This is a genomic window from Pseudoxanthomonas sp. PXM03 (genome assembly GCF_014852005.1).
In the GTDB taxonomy this organism is placed as follows: domain Bacteria; phylum Pseudomonadota; class Gammaproteobacteria; order Xanthomonadales; family Xanthomonadaceae; genus Pseudoxanthomonas_A.
On the sequence record NZ_JACVAU010000001.1, the window covers coordinates 645,311 to 661,930 of the forward strand.

Consider the following 16,620-nt stretch of genomic DNA (forward strand, 5'->3'; position numbering starts at 1 on the left):
ATGGCCGCCAGCGGATTCGCCAGCCTGCCCAAACCGCCGTATTACGCGGTGATCTTTTCTTCGCTGCGCAACGGTCAGGATGATGCCGGCTACGGTGCCATGGCCGAGCGCATGGTCGAGTTGGCGCAGCAGCAGCCAGGCTTCCTCGGCATGGAGTCCACGCGCGGAGCCGATGGCTTCGGCATCACGGTGGCCTACTGGGAAAGCGAAGCCGCCATCCGCGCCTGGCGGCAGCACGCCGAGCACACGGCAGCGCGCGAGCAGGGACGGCGCGACTGGTACGACCACTTCGAGCTGCGCGTGGCCAAGGTTGAGCGAGCGTATGGGTGGGATCGGGCAGAAGGGGTGTAGGAGGGGCTTCAGCCCGCGCCGCGACAGCCTTTCCTCCCCCTAGATGCCGAACGCGCCGCAGCGCGACCGTATGGGGAGCGGTCGGCTGCCGTGCGGCTGTCGTCGTAGTGAATCCGGTAGGAGCTGAAGCCCCTCCTACAGGACGCGGCATGGATGCGACAATGCAGCTTGCCGTGCGCTGGCACGGGACCGGACCAGAAAATCAATGAGCGACATCCTCACCACCATCCTCGCCCGCAAGGCGGACGAGATCGCCGAGCGCAGCGCCCGCGTGCCGCTGGCGGACCTGCGCGCGCGCGCGGGCGATGCACCGCCGACGCGCGGCTTCGCCGACGCGCTGAACGCGATGATCGCGCAGGGCGATCCGGCGGTGATCGCCGAGGTGAAGAAAGCCAGCCCGTCCAAGGGCGTGATCCGACCGGACTTCCGCCCGGCCGACATTGCGGTCAGTTACGAGTTCGGCGGTGCGGCCTGCCTGTCGGTGTTGACGGACGTGGATTTCTTCCAGGGCGCCGACGACTACCTGAAGCAGGCGCGCGAGGCGTGCACGCTGCCCGTGCTGCGCAAGGACTTCACTGTCGACCCCTACCAGGTGTACGAAGCGCGCGTACTGGGCGCTGACTGCATCCTGCTGATCGTCGCAGCGCTCGACGACGCACAACTGGTCGAGCTGTCCGGGCTGGCGATGCAGCTGGGCATGGACGTGCTGGTGGAAGTGCACGACATCGACGAACTCGAGCGCGCCCTGCAGGTGCCGGTGCCACTGGTCGGCATCAACAACCGCAACCTGCGAACCTTCGACGTGTCGCTGGAGACCACGCTGGCGATGAAGGACGCAGTGCCCAGGGACCGCCTGCTGGTGACCGAGAGCGGCATCCTGGTGCCGGACGATGTGGCGACCATGCGCGCCGCCGGCGTTAACGCGTTCCTGGTCGGCGAGACCTTCATGCGCGCCGAGGAGCCGGGCGAGGCGCTGCGTCAGCTATTCTTCGCCGCATGAGCGACACGTCCTATCCGACGCCACGCCCGGACGCTCCGGTCGTCGTTTTCGATTTCGATCACACGCTGTACGACGGCGACTCTGGCGGACACCTGGTCAGGTGGCTGATCCAGCGTAATCCGCTGCGCGTGCTGGTGGCATTGGCGGCCACCGTGGTGCTGGGCCCGATGGTGGCGTTCCTGCCCACGCGGCGGCGCGGGATTTCCGGCTACATCTGGATCGGCACGTTCGGTCTGCACGGTCGCCGCAGCTTCGACGCATTGATAGACAAATACGTCGCCACCCATCAGCAGGAGGTCCAGCAGCGCCTGTTGCCGATTGCGCTCGAGGTGTTCCGCGAACACCGCGCCAGTGGCGACAGCGTCGTCGTCGCCACCGGTGCGCCGCCCGAACTAGCACGCGCCATCCTGAGCTTCGTCGCACACGAGGACGTGCCCGTCATCGGCACGGCCGTTGGTCCGCGCTTCGGGGCGGTAGTGGCCACGCGCCACTGCCACAATGAAGAGAAGATGCGCATGTTGCGCGAGCGCGGGTATGGCGAAGTTGCCGTCGCGTATTCGGACAGCAGCGCCGACCTGCCCTTGCTGAAGGCGGCGCGCGCACCCGTGGTAGTCAATCCGAAGCCTGCGCGCGTGGAGATGTTCCGCCGCGTGTTGCCGCCAGGGACACCCATCCTCAACTGGGGTTGCAAGGACCGCGGCGGCGCCGGCGCGACCTGACCGGCACTTGCCGGGTCAGATCCGTTCGGGTGCCTTCCAGTCCTTGATCAGGTCAGCGAACTCGATCTCGGCGAAATCCTGGTATTCGCCCGCATCGTAGAAGCGGCCGTAGCAGTTCTTGCAACTCTCGAACCAGATATGCGGTTGCTGCGGATCCACCATCCGGATCAGGTCGCGGTTGCCGATACAGACTGGGCACTTGATGCGGTCGACCTTGTTGCATTCCTCACCCTGCACGGGGTCGCCTGTGTCGATCTCCTCGGCGCGGTGCTTGAGCGTCTCGTGCGCCATCATTTCGAACCAGAGTCCCCTGCAGCGGGTGCAGCGGTGCGCGCTGGCTTCGGGTTCGACGATGAGTTCCATCGTGCCTTGGCATTTGGGGCATTGCATGGCGGGGTCTCGTGAGGGCCGGGTCGCCGGATTCTACCGCGGACGCCCGCCGTTGCCAGCGATGGGAGGCCCTAGAGCCGTAGGGGCTCGACGTCGACCTTCGGCATCAGCCGCTTGGTGAAATAGCTGTCCTGGTAGTAGCGGACCTTGCGGCACAGGATCGGGTGGGCAAGGCCTTCGTAGAGCACGATCTCCTTCTCCGGTCCCATCGCCTTGAGCTCCTGCGGCAGCATCAGCGCACGTTTCTCCAGCACTTCGTTGTCGGATACGTTGCGCCCCTGGCCATGCGAGCGCGTGCGAGCGCGCCGCCGGATGGTGGTATAGCCGAGCATCTCCGAGTAGTCGTTCGCGTCCTGCTGTTCGCGCGGCGCATAGATGATCTGCAGCGCGTGATTGGTGATGATGGTGCGTGAGACCTCTTTGCCGTAGACGGCATCCAGCTGCGCCATCGACTGGATGATCGGCAGCAGGCGCAGGTTGTAGCCCGCCATGTACGCGACGGCCTTGGCGATGATGTCGACCCGCCCGATCGCGGTGAACTCATCCATCAGCAGCAGACACTGATGCTTGAGCGATGCATCGTTCTGCGGCAGCACCTTCGTGTTGACGTTGATCAGCTGGCTGAAGAACAGGTTCACGATGAGCCGGCTCTCCGCCAGCTTGTTGGGCTGGATGCCGACATAGATCGTCATCCGGCGCCTGCGCACGTCGTCGAGACGGAAATCATCGGCGCTGGTGGCGGCATCTAGCACCGGGTTCAGCCAAGGATTCAGTGGCTCGCGGAACGAGCCGATGATGGACGCGAAGGTGACGTCGGCCTGGGACAGCAGGCCTGCGAACGCGGTCTGGGCGTGACTGCTGAGGAAGGGCGCCTGCACCAGTTTCTGCAGGTAGGGCTTGAGTTCGCCGCCGTCACCCGACGCGACGCGCAGCACCGCGCCCAGCGTCGGCTTCTCCGCGCTGCGATCCTGCTCGTATCGCTCGAACAGGTACAGCGAGAAGGCAAGGAATGCGTTGCGCGCCTGGCTGACCCAGAACTTGTCCTTGTCGTCGGCATCGGGATAGAGCATCGCCGCGATGCTCTGCAGGTCCGACACCCGGAACGCGGGATCCGGCGAGACATAGGTCATCGGATTCCAGCGATGCGTGCGCCTGTCCTCCGCGAACGGATTGAACAGATACACCTCATGACCAATCGACTTTCGCCAGCCGGAAGTGAGGTCGAAGTTCTCCTGCTTGATGTCCAGCACCACTGCCGATTCGCGGTAGTCCAGCAGGTTGGGGATCACCACGCCGACACCCTTGCCCGAACGCGTGGGGGCCGCGAGGATCACAAACTGCTGTCCCGGAAGCCTCAGCAGCTTGCCGTTCAACTGGCCGACGACGATGCCATCATCCCGGCTCCCCAGGAATCCTTTTCTCGCCACGTCGACCATGCCGGCGAAGCGTGCGCGGCCATGCAGGTTGCGATGGCTGCGCAGCTTGAACAGCATCACCACCAGCGCTGCCCATGCCAGCAGCATCAATCCACCGGCGATGCCGCCCGCTGCCTTGATTCGCCATGCATAAGGCTGCACGCGCGGGTGTTCGAGATGCTTCAGATAATCGAAATAGGTGCCGAAGCGGAGCAGGTCACCGTCCATGCCGAGGAACAGCAGCGCCAGGTAGCCGGAAAGATAGATCGCCGCCGTGGTGGCCAGTAACGCCAGGACCAGTGCGGTCAGAACGCGAACGTTGCCCAAACATCCCCCTTTTGAAGCGCGTCAGAACAGTCGGACGCAATCACATGTTTTCTCGGCGAGCCTCAGTGGCCGGCGCCTGTACGGTTGTCGTCCTCGCGGCGTGCCGCAGTGTCGATCAGTACGTACTGATCGTTCTTCCCCCAGCGTGGCAGCCCTTCCTGAAGCTTCAGACAGGGCGTGCCGCCGCACGACGTGATGGTCACCTGCTGCAGCGCTTCAAGGACCTCGGCATCCACATGTGCGCGCTTGGCCCGCTCGATGTTGTGCCAGGCGGCATAGCCGGTACCGGCTACCAGAAGAAGGCAGCCAGTCGACAGGACGCCCAACGATTTCCATCCCAGGAATCGCGCGCGCTGTGACAATGCCATCTGCTCACGCTGGAGATGGTCGGCGACCTGTTTCAGGCGGGTGGCGGTGTCGCCGATATCCTGCGTGGCGCGTGGAATCTCCTGCGCCAAGGCGTCGCGGACCGCGATGCGCGCCTGCTCCGACATCTCGCGCTTGCCTTCCTCGATGGTCTTCCTCACGACGATGGCGGAACCCTGCAGCTCCTGCGCGGAGGCTTGCTGCGCGGCGGCGGCCTTTTCGCATTGTTGCGTGAGGTGCGCGGCCAGCAGTGCCGAGTTAACAACGAACTCTTCCATCTTCGACGGTTCCATATCGCTCCCTGCATCCGCGTCGTATATCGCGCTGCGCAAGAATTACGCGATACGCACCCGTGTTTCAAGCGGGGTGCTGGTGCTTCCCTTCTTGCGGTAGATGTCCATGCAGGGCGTGGTTGTAAATGTGAAAGTCGCATTCGTTCATCGCGGTGAAGAACCATTTCACGTGAGTATGTGACGTGGTTTCGTCTTTAACGTTGATCTTCACATTCATGATTGAAGAAATCTTTCCTGCTTCATTTTCCGGCAATAAACAGCTTGTTTTATGAGGTTTCCGCATTTCGACAGGCGGCACTTGGCGAATGCTGTAAACAGATTTACTTCCAATGTGGGTTGACGACACAAAACCGCGTGGATATGTTCGGCTCGACTGTCGTGATGCAGTACCGGATCTGATGTGCAACGCGTATTAACGCTTGCATGAAGACCAAAGGAGCGGGAAAGCATGGATGCCATTACAGGGGGTAATGCACGGGCGCATGTTCCGTGCACGGCGGCGACCGCGGAATATCTGCGGCCCCGGGCGCGTTGTGGCGCGCTTTGCCACCCGGAAACAATCATCAGTGCCGTGACGCACTCCCGTGGGAGCGCGCATCGGGTGTGTGTTGCCGACGATTGCAGGATGGTGGATGCGTGAGCCGGAACGTCGTTATTCGCGGTGTGATGTTGTCGTTGATGGTGATGGTGCCGCTGGCGGTGGCCGGATGCGCCGCGCCCAGGGCCGCAGATGTCGGTGGCCGGTGGAGGCCCGTCAATCGGTTCGCAGAAGCGCCGCAGGCCATTCCACTGCAGCAGGGTTACGTTTACCAGGCGTCGCCTGTCGACGGCACACTGAAGAACATGCTCGGTCGCTGGGCGAAGGATGCACGCCTGTCGCTGGCGTACTTGCATCCGAACGACTACACCCTGCATGCGCCGGTGGCGCAGATCAGCACGGGCAGTCTCGAGGATGCGGCGGCCCAGTTATCGGCAGCCTACGCGTCGCAGGGCGTCCGGGTGGTGGTCGAGCGCCCGCGGATCATCGTCAGCCAGGCCTCGCAGGCCGACACCGATTCCGCGCCCGCCGCGGCGATGGGCGAGTAGGGGTATCGGGCCGCGCATGTTCTCAAGAAAGAAAACATCGTCCCCTGACATCGACCGCGCTGTGGCGCAGGGCGTCAGTTTCGAGCTGACCCTCGCGGAGCGTGCACGCAAGAGCGAGCGTCGCGCATGGCTCGTGGCGTGGTCGGCCATCGTGATGTCGCTGATCCTGGCGGGCGGTTACTTCCTGTTCCTGCCGCTCAAGGAGAAGGTGCCGTACCTGGTGATGGCCGACCCGTACACCGGTACCGCCAGCGTGGCGCGGCTGTCGGGCAATTTCCAGGATCGTGATGTCACCACCGAGGAAGCGATCAACAAGAGCAACGTGGCGCAGTTCGTCCTCGCCCGCGAATCCTACGATTCCGGCCTGATCGGCCAGCGCAACTGGCGCACGACCCTGTCGATGGCGGGACCTGCCGTCTCGCCTGCCTACATCGCGCTGCATTCGGAGAGCAACCCCGAACGGCCGTTCCGCTTGTATGGCGCGTCCAGTTCCGTGCGCGCCCGGATCCTCAGTATCGTCCTGATCGGCGGCGGCGCAGGCACTCGGCCCACCGGTGCGACGGTGCGCTTCCAGCGCAGCCTGTACGACAAGGGGCGCGGCCAGGTACAGCCGCTGGACAGCCGGATTGCGACGCTGGAGTTCACCTACAACCCCGATCTCCGTTTGAGCGAAGAGGACCGCCTGCTGAATCCACTGGGATTCCGCGTCACCAACTATCGCGTGGATGACGATTTCGCTGCCGCCAACGTGCCGGAGCGGGAGTTCCCAGCACCGCCTGCCGTGCCGGTTCCACCCGCGCAGCCAGTGGCATCACCGGCCGCGGAGCCTGCCGCCGCCGCGCTCGACGGAGCCGTTGCCCCCGCCAACGAGAACGACGTATCGACGGCGCCGCAGCCCGCGGAGCAGTCGGAAACCCAGACTGGACCCGGAGTGCCCCAACGATGAGGTGGAAGGACGCGCTGCGTTTGGCTGTCATTGGCCTGCTGCTCACGACATGGCCGGCGATGGCGCAGGTGATCGAGGAGTACATCTACGCGCCGGACAAGGTGTATCCGGTGCGCACGGGTCTCGGCATCACGACCCAGATCGAACTCTCTCCGCATGAGGAGATCCTGGACTTCAGCACCGGTTTCAGCGGGGGCTGGGACATCAGCCGGCGCGGCAACGTGTTCTACCTGAAGCCGAAGAATGTCGACGTGGATACCAACCTGCTGGTGCGTACGGCGGCCCACGCCTACATCTTCGAACTCAGGGTGGTGGCCACCGATTGGCGCGTGCTGGACCAGGCACGGGCGGCGGGCGTGCAGTACCGCATCAAGTTCGCCTATCCCGGCGACACCAGCTTTGCCGGTACGGTCAACAAGCCTCAGGACGTCGCATCCGAGCTCAACACCGATGTCGAGCCGGGTCGCGCCTATCACTTCAACTACGACTACGCCCAGCGCAAGCGCGGGCCCACATGGCTCGTGCCGACGACGGTCTATGACGATCGCCGTTTCACCTACATCAGGATGGGGGACCGGACGCGTTTCCCCAGCGGCAATTTCCCGGTGGTGTTCGCGCGGGACAGCGAGGAGGGCGAAGAGTTCGTCGTCAACTCCACGGTGCAGGAAGACACCATCGTCGTGCATGGCACGTACCCCTACTTGGTCATCCGCCACGGCGACAACGTGGTGGGCCTGCGCAGGAGCCCGGAACGATGAACCAGACACCGCACGACCATCCGGACACGGGCCCTGAACGCGCGGCGCCGCAGAATCCCTATCAGACCGCGCGTCCTGCAGCAGACCCCGACCTGGATGCAAACGCACCCTACCTGCGCTCCGCTGACGTGCAGCGGCTCAACCGCAAGGCGTTGCTGTTCCTGGCCGGCATCATCGTGCTGCTGCTGCTCGTGGTGTTCTGGATTTTCAGTGGCGGGCTGTCCTCGAAGGAGAGTGAAGCGCTGCAACCCAAGGGTGAGCAGGTGGTGATTCCCGCCGCGCCACGCGACCTGCCCGAGTTGCCACCCGAGGCTGCGCCGGTGCCGGTCGAGCCTGACCTGCCACCGCTGCCGGTGGTGGAGGATACGACGTCTTCGACGGGGCCGATGATGGCCATGCCGTCCGGCATGCCCGGGAGCCAGGAGCCGTCGTTGCGCGAACGCCGCATGCTCGACATGGCCAGCACGTTCGGAGGCGGCGGCAACCCCGACGCTGTCGCGGGTGCCGGCGAGCAGGATGCTGGCATGGCGCAGTACGCGGCGCTGATGGGTCAGGCGCCTGCCGCGCCGCGCGAGCCGCCCGACGGCATGACCAGCGCCAAGCCGCTCTACAACCCCAACACCCTGCTGATCCGCGGCACGTACATCCGCTGCGTGCTCGAATCGCGCGTCATCACCGACGTCCCGGGCTACACATCCTGCGTGGTGACCGAGCCGGTGTACTCCGTCAACGGCAAGCGCCTGCTGCTGCCGCGTGGCTCGAAGGTGATGGGCAGTTACAACTCCGATGCCATCATCGGCGAGCGCGCGGCGATCGTGTGGGACCGCATTACCACGCCCACGGGCATGGACGTCAACATGCGCAGCCCGGGTACCGACATGCTGGGCGCGGCCGGAAATCCCGGCCACTATTCCGCGCACTGGGCGCAGCGCATCTCTTCCGCGCTGCTGATCAGCATGCTGAGCGATGCCTTCAAGTACGCCGGCGCCAAGCATGGTCCCCAGGAAACCTCGATCGTCAACGGCGCCGTCGTCCAGAATCCCTACGAGAGCAATACCGCCAGGACCATGGAGCGACTGGCCAACATGGCGCTGGACCGCAACATGGCGCGCCCGCCGACGGTGACGATCAACCAGGGCACCATCGTCAATGTCTACGTCGCCCGCGATGTCGACTTCTCTGCGGTGATGCGCTGACAGGCGGCACGATGGACACGCAGAACGAACCTCTCGCCCGCGTTTCGAACGAGTTCCTGGACTACCAGTACCAGGTGCTCGGGATCGGCGAGCACATGCATTCCTCGGATGTCACCGAGATCTGCATCAATCGCCCGGGGGAGCTCTACCTCGAAACGGCGCGTGCGGGCTGGCTGAAGGCCGACGTGCCGACGTTGACGTTCGAGCGGGCGCGACAGTTCTGTACGTCTGTGGTCAACGAGAGCAACACGGGCCAGCGCATCACGGACATCGATCCGATGGTGTCGCTGACCTTCCCGACCGGCCAGCGCGCCCAGTTCGTGATTCCGCCCGCCTGTGATGCCGGCAAGGTGTCGATCACCATCCGCTTGCCGGCGAAGTTCAGCAAGACCCTGGAGCAGTACGAGCAGGATGGTTTCTTCGACGAGATCCTCGAGCAGCAGCAGGCGCTCGGTGACCATGACCAGGAACTGCTGGAACTGCGCCGCAGCCGGAACTACGCGGAGTTCTTCCGGAAAGCGGTGCACTACCACAAGAACATCGTGGTGGCCGGCGCGACCGGCAGCGGCAAGACGACCTTCATGAAGTCGCTGGTGAACCACATCCCCGACCAGGAACGGCTGGTGACGATCGAAGATGCGCGCGAGCTGTTCATCCGCCAGCCGAACGTGGTGCATCTCCTCTATTCCAAGGGCGGCCAGAGCGCCAGCAATGTCACCGCCAAGAACTGCATGGAAGCCTGCCTGCGCATGAAGCCGGATCGCATCATCCTGGCGGAGTTACGCGGCGACGAGTCGTTCTACTTCATCCGCAATTGCGCCTCGGGCCACCCCGGTTCCATCACCAGCTGCCACGCGGGCAGCACGGCGCAGACGTGGGACCAGCTGGCGCTGATGGTGAAAGCGTCTTCCGAAGGTGCCGGCCTGGAGTTCGACGTGATCAAGCGCCTGCTGAAGATGACGATCGACATCGTCGTGCACATCAAGGCCCACGCCGGGCGCCGCTACATCACCGGCATCGATTTTGATCCCGCCCGCGCGCTGTCCTGACTGGAGCCCTGCATGAAGCCTAGGTGCCTGAACCCGCTGATGTCCGTATTGGAGCCGCCCATGCGAGGAAAATGGCAAGCGTCGTCGCAAGGAGGCGCGGGCTGTGTCCGGCGATGCGGTGGCCATGTCTGCATACAGGATGGAGGGTGAGGCGATGTTGCCTGGCATGGAGCTGATGGGATGCACCGACCTGGCGGTCCCCGCCACGGTCATGCAGCATGTGGTGAAGGTCGAATCTTCCTTCAATCGCTACGCCATCGGCGTAGTGGGCGGGCGGCTGGCGCGGCAGCCACGCAATCTCCCGGAAGCGTTGTCGACTGCCCGCATGCTGGAGGACCGGGGCTACAACTTCTCCCTCGGGCTGGCACAGGTCAACCGCTACAACCTGGCGCGGCAGGGCCTGGACAGCTACGAAAAAGCGTTCGACGTCTGTCCCAACCTGCAGGCGGGCTCGCGCATCCTGGCGGAGTGCTACTCCCGTTCCAGGAAGGACTGGGGCAAGGCGTTCAGCTGCTACTACTCCGGCAACTTCACCACCGGCTATCGGCACGGATACGTACAGAAAGTGTTCGCGTCCTGGCAACGCCAGGCTGGCGACGATGCCGCGCCCGCCATCCCGGTGATAGACCGCGGGACCACGGCGCAGCGCAGCACTGCCCCGCGTGCGCGCGCAGCGAGCGTGCCGTCGTCCCGCGTGGCGCGCCGCATCGAGGAGGCACGATCCGATCGGAGCGCCATGCCCGCTCCCGCCATGTCCGTGGCGAGCGCGCCCATGCCACTGCCCGCAGCCGCGCCCGCATCCACCACCCACGTTGCGCCCGCGGTCGCGCAGCCGATGGCCGACGCACCCGTGCTGGTGCAGGCCTATCACCAGAACACAGCCGCGACGCCATCGGCGCCGCAGGTCGTGCAGACATCCGGGAGGGACGACGCTTTCGTCTTCTAGCAGTACCCGCCAAGGATGGCTTAACGGCACTCGAAAGTGCCACCCACCATTGCAACCACCATTTGGGGTCGACTATGAACAACATGCACGCCACTCAAGCCAAGCAGGCATCCACCGCCTTGATCGTGATGATCGTCGCGGCCATCGCGCTGGCATATCCCGAACTCGCGCTTGCCCAGGACGTTACGGGCGCGCAGGGGCGCGTCACCAGCTTCTTCACCAACATCAACTCCCTGTTGAACGTGGCGTCCATCGCCATCGTCACCATCGCCGTGATCTTCGCGGGCTATCAGATCGCGTTCAACCACAAGCGCGTCGGTGATGTGGCGCCGGTGCTGATCGGCGGGTTCCTGATCGGTGCAGCTGCGCAGATCGCGAAAATGCTGCTGCCGGACGACGTCACCTCCACGGCGATGGCCGTCGGTCAGATGCTGACGCAGTATGCATAAGAACGTGCTGTTCAGGGGCTGCACACGCCCGCCCATGTTCATGGGGGTTCCCTACGTGCCCTTCACGATCGGGGCGGGCGGCTGCCTGCTGCTCACGTTCTACTTCAACATGTTCTTCCTGGCCCTGCTGCCGGTGGTCATCTTCATCATGCGGCAGATGGCGCGCCGCGACGAGATGATCTTCCGGCTGCTGGGGCTGCGGTGGCAGTTCCGGACCAAGGTCCGGAACCTACGCCATCACGAAGGCATGTGGGTGTTCACGCCCAACGCGTACCGCACGCGTTTCGACGAATCGATTCCGGACTGACTCATGCTCGCGCCCGACCTGTCCATCGCCGAGTTCATCCCACTGTCCGCCCACGTGTCGCCGCACGTGGTCAAGACCACGGGGGGCGATTTCCTGCTGACCTGGCGGCTGGACGGGCTGCCCTTCGTCGGGCGCGAGGAATGGGAACTGGAGCATCGCCACAACACGTTCAACCGAATGCTGCAGACGTTGCGCGCACCGGACTTCGTCAATGTTGCGTTCTGGGTGCACGACCTGCGACGGCGCGGGCGGATCCGCTCGGGCGCGCGCTTTGGGCAGGCGTTCAACCAGGCGCTGTCCGATGGCTACTTCGACGGGCTGTCTTCGCAGAAGATCATGCAGAACGAGCTGTACCTCACGATGATCTACCGGCCCATCGTGATGGGCAAGAAATTCGTCGAGAAGTCCGCGAACGTCCCGCGCCTGCAGGCTGAGCAGGAGCAGTCCGTGTCGAAGCTGATGGAGCTGGCCGGCAACGTGGAAGCTGTCCTGAAGGACTACGCGCCAATGCGGCTGGGCATGTACGAGTCCGACGCGGGCGGCGTGTTCTCCGAGACGCTGGAATTCTTCGGCTTCTTGCTCAACCGCATCTCGGAGCCCGTGCCGGTGCTGCGGGCGCCACTCTACGACTACCTCGCCGTCAGCCGGCACATGTTCTCGTCCAAGACCGGCGACTTCGTGGTCAGCACACCGGACGGACAGAACCATTTCGGCGCGATCCTGAACATCAAGGAATACACCGACGGCACCTGGCCCGGCATCCTCAACGGCCTGAAATATCTCGACTTCGAGTACGTCATCACCCATTCGTTCAGCCCCATGGGGCGTCAGGACGCATTGAAGGTCTTGGACCGCACCAAGGGGATGATGATCTCGTCCGGGGACAAGGCGGTCAGCCAGATCGCGGAACTGGATGGCGCGATGGATCAGGTCGCGTCCGGCAACTTCGTGTTGGGCGAATACCACTTCATCATGACCTTGTATGCGGAGGACCAGTCCCGCCTTTCGCAGAACGTCGCGGTGGCCCGGGCGGAGCTGTCCAACGCCGGTTTCGTTTCCACCAAAGAGGACCTGGCGGTGTGTTCGTCCTTCTACTCGCAGCTGCCTGGCAACTGGCGCTACCGGACGCGGTTGGCGAACGTCAGTTCGTTGAACTTCCTGGGGCTGTCGCCGTTGCACAACTTCGCCACCGGAAAGCGGGACAACAATCCCTGGGGCGAATGCGTCACCGTACTGCAGACCACCAACGGCCAGCCCTACTATTTCAACTTCCACGCCACCCATCCCGCCGAGAACTCGCTGGGCGAGAAGGCCATCGCCAACACCATGGTCATCGGCAAGTCGGGTACCGGCAAGACGGCACTGATCAACTTCCTGCTCAGCCAGGTGCAGAAGTTCGACCCGGTGCCGACCATCTTCTTCTTCGACAAGGACCGCGGCGCCGAGATCTTCGTGCGCGCCTGTGGTGGCAACTATCTGGCGCTGGAGAATGGCCAGCCGACCGGCTTCAATCCGTTCCAGTGCGAACGCACGGATGCCAACGTGCAGTTCCTGGCGGGATTGATCAAGGTGCTGGCGGGCAAGACGCACTACACCGCCCGCGAGGACGAGGATGTCTTCCGCGCGGTAGAGGCCATGCTCGACATGCCGTTCCACCTGCGCTCGATGACCAATTTCCAGAAGAGCCTGCCCAACATGGGCGACGACGGTCTCTACGCGCGGCTGCGCAAATGGACGGCCGGGAATGCGCTGGGCTGGGTCTTCGACAATCCCATGGACACCATCGACCTTGGCCGGGCCAGTATCATCGGTTTCGATTACACCGATGTCATCGAGAATGCCGAGATACGCGTACCGGTGATCAACTACCTGCTCCATCGCCTGGAGGAACTGATCGACGGGCGCCCGCTCATCTACGTGATGGATGAGTTCTGGAAGATCCTCGACGGCGGCGGCGCGCTCAAGGACTTCGCCAAGAACAAGCAGAAGACGATCCGCAAGCAGAATGGCCTGGGCATCTTCGCCACCCAGAGCCCGGAGGATGCGCTGGCGAGCGACATTTCAGCCGCGCTGATCGAGCAGACCGCCACGCTGATCCTGTTGCCGAACCCGAATGCCTCCCGCGATGACTACATTGAGGGGCTGAAGCTGACCGATGCCGAGTTCCAGGTGATCAAGAGCCTGGACGAGCGCTCGCGCTGCTTCCTCGTCAAGCAGGGGCACGCATCAACGGTCTGCCAGCTCAACCTGCGCGGAATGGATGACGCACTGGCAGTGATCTCGGCCAGCACCGACAACATCGAGATCATGCACCGCATCGTCGACGAAGAAGCGCAGAGCCTGGAGATCGACAAGGCCGACTTACTGCCGGAACAGTGGTTGCCGCGGTTCCAGCAGGAGCGGAAAGGCTCGCGAAGCCGCCGGGAAACGCCGGTCGCTGCTTCCTCTACCGGCCGAGAAGGCCATCCCGACAGCCCGCGCCCCACGCGGCCCACCCACTCCAGCCTCCAACGCTGAGCGAAAAGCAGAGGGCTCCATCATGAACAAGTCGACATCACACGGTTATGCCGTCCATATCGCCCTGATCCTCCTTGCGGTGGGGCTGGGCGCTGCGGAGAACGCGCAGGCGCAATGGCGCGTCATCGACAATGCGGCCAATACCAAGCTGCAGGACATGAACGGTCGCATCGGAACCACCAGTGCAACGGGCAACGGCAACGGCACGGTGAACGGCAACCTGCGCGAGCTTTACCAGCAGCAGGTGTTCGAGTCGTTCAATGGCAACAACGAGGACAGCAAGGCGGCGCCGGAGCCCGAGGAGAAACTCCAGCACGCCCGGCCAACACTGAGCGGTGCAAGCGTGAATGCCGACACCCGATGCCCGCAGCCTAGTGGGGGTGGCGCCGCGCAGCAGCAGTGGCAGTTGTGCCGGGAGATCGTCAATACGGAGCTGGCCAAGTACAACTACTCTCTGAAAATGTACGAGGTGACGACCCAGCGCCAGCGCTACCTGGACGAGCTCAAGCGCCAGCGTTCCGGCATACGTAGTCATGAAGTGGGCAAGCTGCAGGACAACACGAATCGTATTCTCTTGCTGATGTCTCAGATGGAAATCGATCGCCAGCAGCAGCAGACCTACATGGATGCCTATGTCGCACGTATTGCCTACCTTCAGGAAGCCAGCAAGACGATTGCGCAGCAGGCGCTTGAAGGGACGCGTAGTTCGACCGGCGGAATCGGTGGCGGGCTGGGCAGCATCATAGGCGGCGTCGCCGGCGCGGGCGCGCTGAAGCTCGCACTGGATGCTGCCCAGTCGCGCCGGCGTAATTGATTCCGCGCGGAAAAGGCGTGATGAAGGGGGGCGTCATCAGGACGCGAAGGAACGAGCATGGTGGGTACAGATTCACTTGATAACGGTCTGGCGGTCCTGTTGCGCGGCATAGGCGCGCAACTGGAGGCCGTGGAGCGTTGGGCGTTCTTCCGGCTGGTCTTCGACTGGGTCGATGAGGAGATCAACATCTTCCGGGACAACTTGCTTGGCGAGATGGCCGAGTGGGTGGGCGGCATGGCCTTCGTCCTCCTCACGCTCTGGGTACTGCTCCAGGGCTATCGCATCGTCACCGGCCAGTCGCGGCAGTTCATGATGGAACTCGTGGTGAAGTCGTTGAAGTGGGTATTGATCATCACCGTGGCGACCACCTTTGCGATGGGCAGCAGCAACATCCATCGGTTGTTGACCGACGATATGCCGCGGACCATCAACCAGTTGGTGACCGGGGACGACGAGGGTCCGGAGGATTCCATCGATGACAACCTGCAGCAGATGGAACTGGCCATGGTGGCCATCGATGCACTCTACACGAGCTTCGACGAGACCCTTCAGGAGGCTAAGAGCCGATCGATGTGGTTCACCGGCGTAGGCGTTGCCGGACCGTCCCTGATCGGCGGTGCGATCCTGCTGATGTACAAGATGGCGATGGCGCTGTTCGTGGGTCTCGGCCCATTCTTCATTCTCTGCCTGGGATTCGACCAGACCAAGAACATGTTCCAGAAGTGGCTCTGGTATGGCATCGGTACGATGTTCTCCTTGGCCGTTCTCAGCTTCACCGTCTCGATGATCTCCAAGCTGCTGGGTGCCGTTGCAATATCCTTCGTGGCCCAGTACGTCGCCGCCACAGCGGCGGGCGCCACACCTCAGGGCGTCAGCAGCATGGCGCTGCAACAAGGTGGGTTGGGTGTCCTGATGACGCTGTTCCTCGTGACGGTTCCGCCAATGGCGGCCGCGTTCTTCCAGGGCACCCTGGGCCACTTCAGTGCCTACACGCAGTTCGGCGTGGCGGGTGCCAACAGCGGCGGCAACCGTGCCGCGACAGACGGCAGCGGTCGGCCGGTGGTGGTGCCGCAGGCACCCGATGCGAGCATAGCCACGCAGACGGCGATAGCTGGCCGCGCGACACGGCCGATGGTGTCATGACGCCCAGCCCAGCCAAGTGAGGTGAACGATATGATCCTGCCCAGAGTTTTTCTGATGCTGATGGTCGCAGCCGTCGCCGGAACGGCGATCGCGCAGCCTTGCCCCCAAGGCATTCCGCAGGGCGCGCCGGGCTGCGTGCCGCCCAACCATCCCAATCTTCCTTCGAACGCGAATCAATCGAGCGAGCCGGTGCGAGCTTCCTGGCGCAAGACGTGGGGTGCGCTGGCGGCCGATCCAGATTCGGCCTGGATTGGCTCTTCGACAGGGCATATCAGTCGTCGCGCGGCTGCGAAGGAGGCCGTCGACAAGTGCAAGGCGAAAGGAGGTCGGTCCTGCGAAGTCATGCTTGCGTACGAGAACCAGTGCGCGGTCATTGCAGTACCTGCCGGCTATGGTGGCCCCATGCAGGTGATTTACCAGAGCGGCCCTACGATCGAGCGCGCGGGTCAGATCGCGTTTCCTCAGTGTGCTGCGCAGAACGGAGGTCGCCAGTGCGAATTGATGTACACGAACTGCACGGCACCTGTACTTGTTAAGTAGTGAGCCCA

The 16,620-nt window shown here is 63.7% G+C and carries 19 protein-coding genes; 15 read left to right on the forward strand and 4 right to left on the reverse strand.

The window, feature by feature from the left end; genetic code table 11:
- From IB223_RS02885 to IB223_RS02895, 3 genes are all read left to right on the forward strand, one after another.
- Complete coding sequence (locus IB223_RS02885) at nt 1-351, forward strand: antibiotic biosynthesis monooxygenase (RefSeq protein WP_192200168.1); 351 nt, start codon at nt 1-3, stop codon at nt 349-351.
- A 205-nt stretch (nt 352-556) separates the two neighbouring features.
- Nucleotides 557-1,351, forward strand: a complete 795-nt coding sequence (gene trpC, locus IB223_RS02890) for an indole-3-glycerol phosphate synthase TrpC (protein WP_192200169.1) — start codon at nt 557-559, stop codon at nt 1,349-1,351.
- Nucleotides 1,348-2,070 (forward strand): haloacid dehalogenase-like hydrolase, encoded by a 723-nt coding sequence (locus IB223_RS02895; protein WP_192200170.1) that lies wholly within the window; start codon nt 1,348-1,350, stop codon nt 2,068-2,070. Before trpC ends, IB223_RS02895 begins: the two co-directional genes overlap by 4 nt.
- A 15-nt stretch (nt 2,071-2,085) precedes the next feature.
- Here IB223_RS02895 and IB223_RS02900 read toward each other — a convergent pair whose 3' ends face one another.
- The 4 genes from IB223_RS02900 to IB223_RS02915 form a co-directional block, all read right to left on the reverse strand.
- A complete protein-coding gene (locus IB223_RS02900) occupies nt 2,086-2,460 on the reverse strand; it encodes a zf-TFIIB domain-containing protein (protein WP_192200171.1) in 375 nt (124 codons plus the stop codon).
- Nucleotides 2,461-2,531: 71 nt separating this feature from the next.
- Nucleotides 2,532-4,184, reverse strand: a complete 1,653-nt coding sequence (locus IB223_RS02905; protein WP_225590909.1) for a type IV secretory system conjugative DNA transfer family protein — start codon at nt 4,182-4,184, stop codon at nt 2,532-2,534.
- Between the two features lie 80 nt (nt 4,185-4,264).
- A complete protein-coding gene (locus tag IB223_RS02910) occupies nt 4,265-4,861 on the reverse strand; it encodes a hypothetical protein (protein ID WP_192200172.1) in 597 nt (198 codons plus the stop codon).
- A gap of 64 nt (nt 4,862-4,925) precedes the next feature.
- The gene (locus tag IB223_RS02915; RefSeq protein WP_192200173.1) at nt 4,926-5,159 is read right to left on the reverse strand and encodes a hypothetical protein; all 234 of its coding nucleotides are present in this window, start codon (nt 5,157-5,159) and stop codon (nt 4,926-4,928) included.
- Between the two features lie 368 nt (nt 5,160-5,527).
- On the opposite strand from IB223_RS02915, the gene IB223_RS02920 reads away from it, so the two are divergent.
- The 12 genes from IB223_RS02920 to IB223_RS02975 all read left to right on the forward strand — a co-directional run bounded on the left by IB223_RS02920 (nt 5,528) and on the right by IB223_RS02975 (nt 16,612).
- Nucleotides 5,528-5,947 carry a TcpQ domain-containing protein gene (locus tag IB223_RS02920; RefSeq protein WP_192201223.1) on the forward strand — a complete coding sequence of 140 codons (420 nt, stop codon included), beginning with the start codon at nt 5,528-5,530 and terminating at the stop codon, nt 5,945-5,947.
- A 16-nt stretch (nt 5,948-5,963) separates the two neighbouring features.
- Entirely contained in the window at nt 5,964-6,893 is a 930-nt protein-coding gene (locus IB223_RS02925; protein WP_192200174.1) for a type IV secretion system protein, read from the forward strand.
- On the forward strand, nt 6,890-7,651 hold the full coding sequence (locus tag IB223_RS02930) for a TrbG/VirB9 family P-type conjugative transfer protein (protein ID WP_192200175.1): 762 nt from the start codon (nt 6,890-6,892) through the stop codon (nt 7,649-7,651). Before IB223_RS02925 ends, IB223_RS02930 begins: the two co-directional genes overlap by 4 nt.
- Nucleotides 7,648-8,847 carry a TrbI/VirB10 family protein gene (locus IB223_RS02935; RefSeq protein ID WP_192200176.1) on the forward strand — a complete coding sequence of 400 codons (1,200 nt, stop codon included), beginning with the start codon at nt 7,648-7,650 and terminating at the stop codon, nt 8,845-8,847. Before IB223_RS02930 ends, IB223_RS02935 begins: the two co-directional genes overlap by 4 nt.
- Nucleotides 8,844-9,896 carry a P-type DNA transfer ATPase VirB11 gene (gene virB11, locus IB223_RS02940; protein WP_192201224.1) on the forward strand — a complete coding sequence of 351 codons (1,053 nt, stop codon included), beginning with the start codon at nt 8,844-8,846 and terminating at the stop codon, nt 9,894-9,896. The genes IB223_RS02935 and virB11 overlap by 4 nt, the downstream gene beginning before the upstream one ends.
- 166 nt (nt 9,897-10,062) lie before the next feature.
- Nucleotides 10,063-10,842 carry a lytic transglycosylase domain-containing protein gene (locus tag IB223_RS02945; RefSeq protein ID WP_192201225.1) on the forward strand — a complete coding sequence of 260 codons (780 nt, stop codon included), beginning with the start codon at nt 10,063-10,065 and terminating at the stop codon, nt 10,840-10,842.
- A gap of 83 nt (nt 10,843-10,925) precedes the next feature.
- The gene (locus IB223_RS02950) at nt 10,926-11,291 is read left to right on the forward strand and encodes a TrbC/VirB2 family protein (protein WP_225590780.1); all 366 of its coding nucleotides are present in this window, start codon (nt 10,926-10,928) and stop codon (nt 11,289-11,291) included.
- Nucleotides 11,284-11,598 carry a VirB3 family type IV secretion system protein gene (locus IB223_RS02955; RefSeq protein ID WP_142123391.1) on the forward strand — a complete coding sequence of 105 codons (315 nt, stop codon included), beginning with the start codon at nt 11,284-11,286 and terminating at the stop codon, nt 11,596-11,598. The genes IB223_RS02950 and IB223_RS02955 overlap by 8 nt, the downstream gene beginning before the upstream one ends.
- A 3-nt stretch (nt 11,599-11,601) precedes the next feature.
- A complete protein-coding gene (locus IB223_RS02960; protein WP_192200178.1) occupies nt 11,602-14,115 on the forward strand; it encodes a VirB4 family type IV secretion/conjugal transfer ATPase in 2,514 nt (837 codons plus the stop codon).
- 22 nt (nt 14,116-14,137) lie between these two features.
- Nucleotides 14,138-14,929, forward strand: a complete 792-nt coding sequence (locus IB223_RS02965) for a hypothetical protein (RefSeq protein WP_192200179.1) — start codon at nt 14,138-14,140, stop codon at nt 14,927-14,929.
- Nucleotides 14,930-14,986: 57 nt separating this feature from the next.
- Entirely contained in the window at nt 14,987-16,072 is a 1,086-nt protein-coding gene (locus IB223_RS02970) for a type IV secretion system protein (protein ID WP_192200180.1), read from the forward strand.
- 30 nt (nt 16,073-16,102) lie between these two features.
- Nucleotides 16,103-16,612 (forward strand): DUF4189 domain-containing protein, encoded by a 510-nt coding sequence (locus IB223_RS02975; protein ID WP_192200181.1) that lies wholly within the window; start codon nt 16,103-16,105, stop codon nt 16,610-16,612.
- Nucleotides 16,613-16,620 lie beyond the last annotated feature (8 nt).

Bases quoted from the DNA above. Each gene is read 5' to 3' on its own strand.
- IB223_RS02945 (WP_192201225.1), top strand. From the start codon at position 10,063: ATGGAGCTGATGGGATGCACCGACCTGGCGGTCCCCGCCACGGTCATG.
- IB223_RS02960 (WP_192200178.1), top strand. From the start codon at position 11,602: ATGCTCGCGCCCGACCTGTCCATCGCCGAGTTCATCCCACTGTCCGCC.
- IB223_RS02975 (WP_192200181.1), top strand. From the start codon at position 16,103: ATGATCCTGCCCAGAGTTTTTCTGATGCTGATGGTCGCAGCCGTCGCC.
- IB223_RS02970 (WP_192200180.1), top strand. From the start codon at position 14,987: ATGGTGGGTACAGATTCACTTGATAACGGTCTGGCGGTCCTGTTGCGC.
- trpC (WP_192200169.1), top strand. From the start codon at position 557: ATGAGCGACATCCTCACCACCATCCTCGCCCGCAAGGCGGACGAGATC.
- IB223_RS02885 (WP_192200168.1), top strand. From the start codon at position 1: ATGGCCGCCAGCGGATTCGCCAGCCTGCCCAAACCGCCGTATTACGCG.
- IB223_RS02895 (WP_192200170.1), top strand. From the start codon at position 1,348: ATGAGCGACACGTCCTATCCGACGCCACGCCCGGACGCTCCGGTCGTC.
- IB223_RS02955 (WP_142123391.1), top strand. From the start codon at position 11,284: ATGCATAAGAACGTGCTGTTCAGGGGCTGCACACGCCCGCCCATGTTC.
- IB223_RS02920 (WP_192201223.1), top strand. From the start codon at position 5,528: ATGTTGTCGTTGATGGTGATGGTGCCGCTGGCGGTGGCCGGATGCGCC.
- IB223_RS02925 (WP_192200174.1), top strand. From the start codon at position 5,964: ATGTTCTCAAGAAAGAAAACATCGTCCCCTGACATCGACCGCGCTGTG.
- IB223_RS02950 (WP_225590780.1), top strand. From the start codon at position 10,926: ATGCACGCCACTCAAGCCAAGCAGGCATCCACCGCCTTGATCGTGATG.
- IB223_RS02910 (WP_192200172.1), bottom strand. From the start codon at position 4,861: ATGGAACCGTCGAAGATGGAAGAGTTCGTTGTTAACTCGGCACTGCTG.
- IB223_RS02965 (WP_192200179.1), top strand. From the start codon at position 14,138: ATGAACAAGTCGACATCACACGGTTATGCCGTCCATATCGCCCTGATC.
- IB223_RS02900 (WP_192200171.1), bottom strand. From the start codon at position 2,460: ATGCAATGCCCCAAATGCCAAGGCACGATGGAACTCATCGTCGAACCC.
- IB223_RS02935 (WP_192200176.1), top strand. From the start codon at position 7,648: ATGAACCAGACACCGCACGACCATCCGGACACGGGCCCTGAACGCGCG.
- IB223_RS02930 (WP_192200175.1), top strand. From the start codon at position 6,890: ATGAGGTGGAAGGACGCGCTGCGTTTGGCTGTCATTGGCCTGCTGCTC.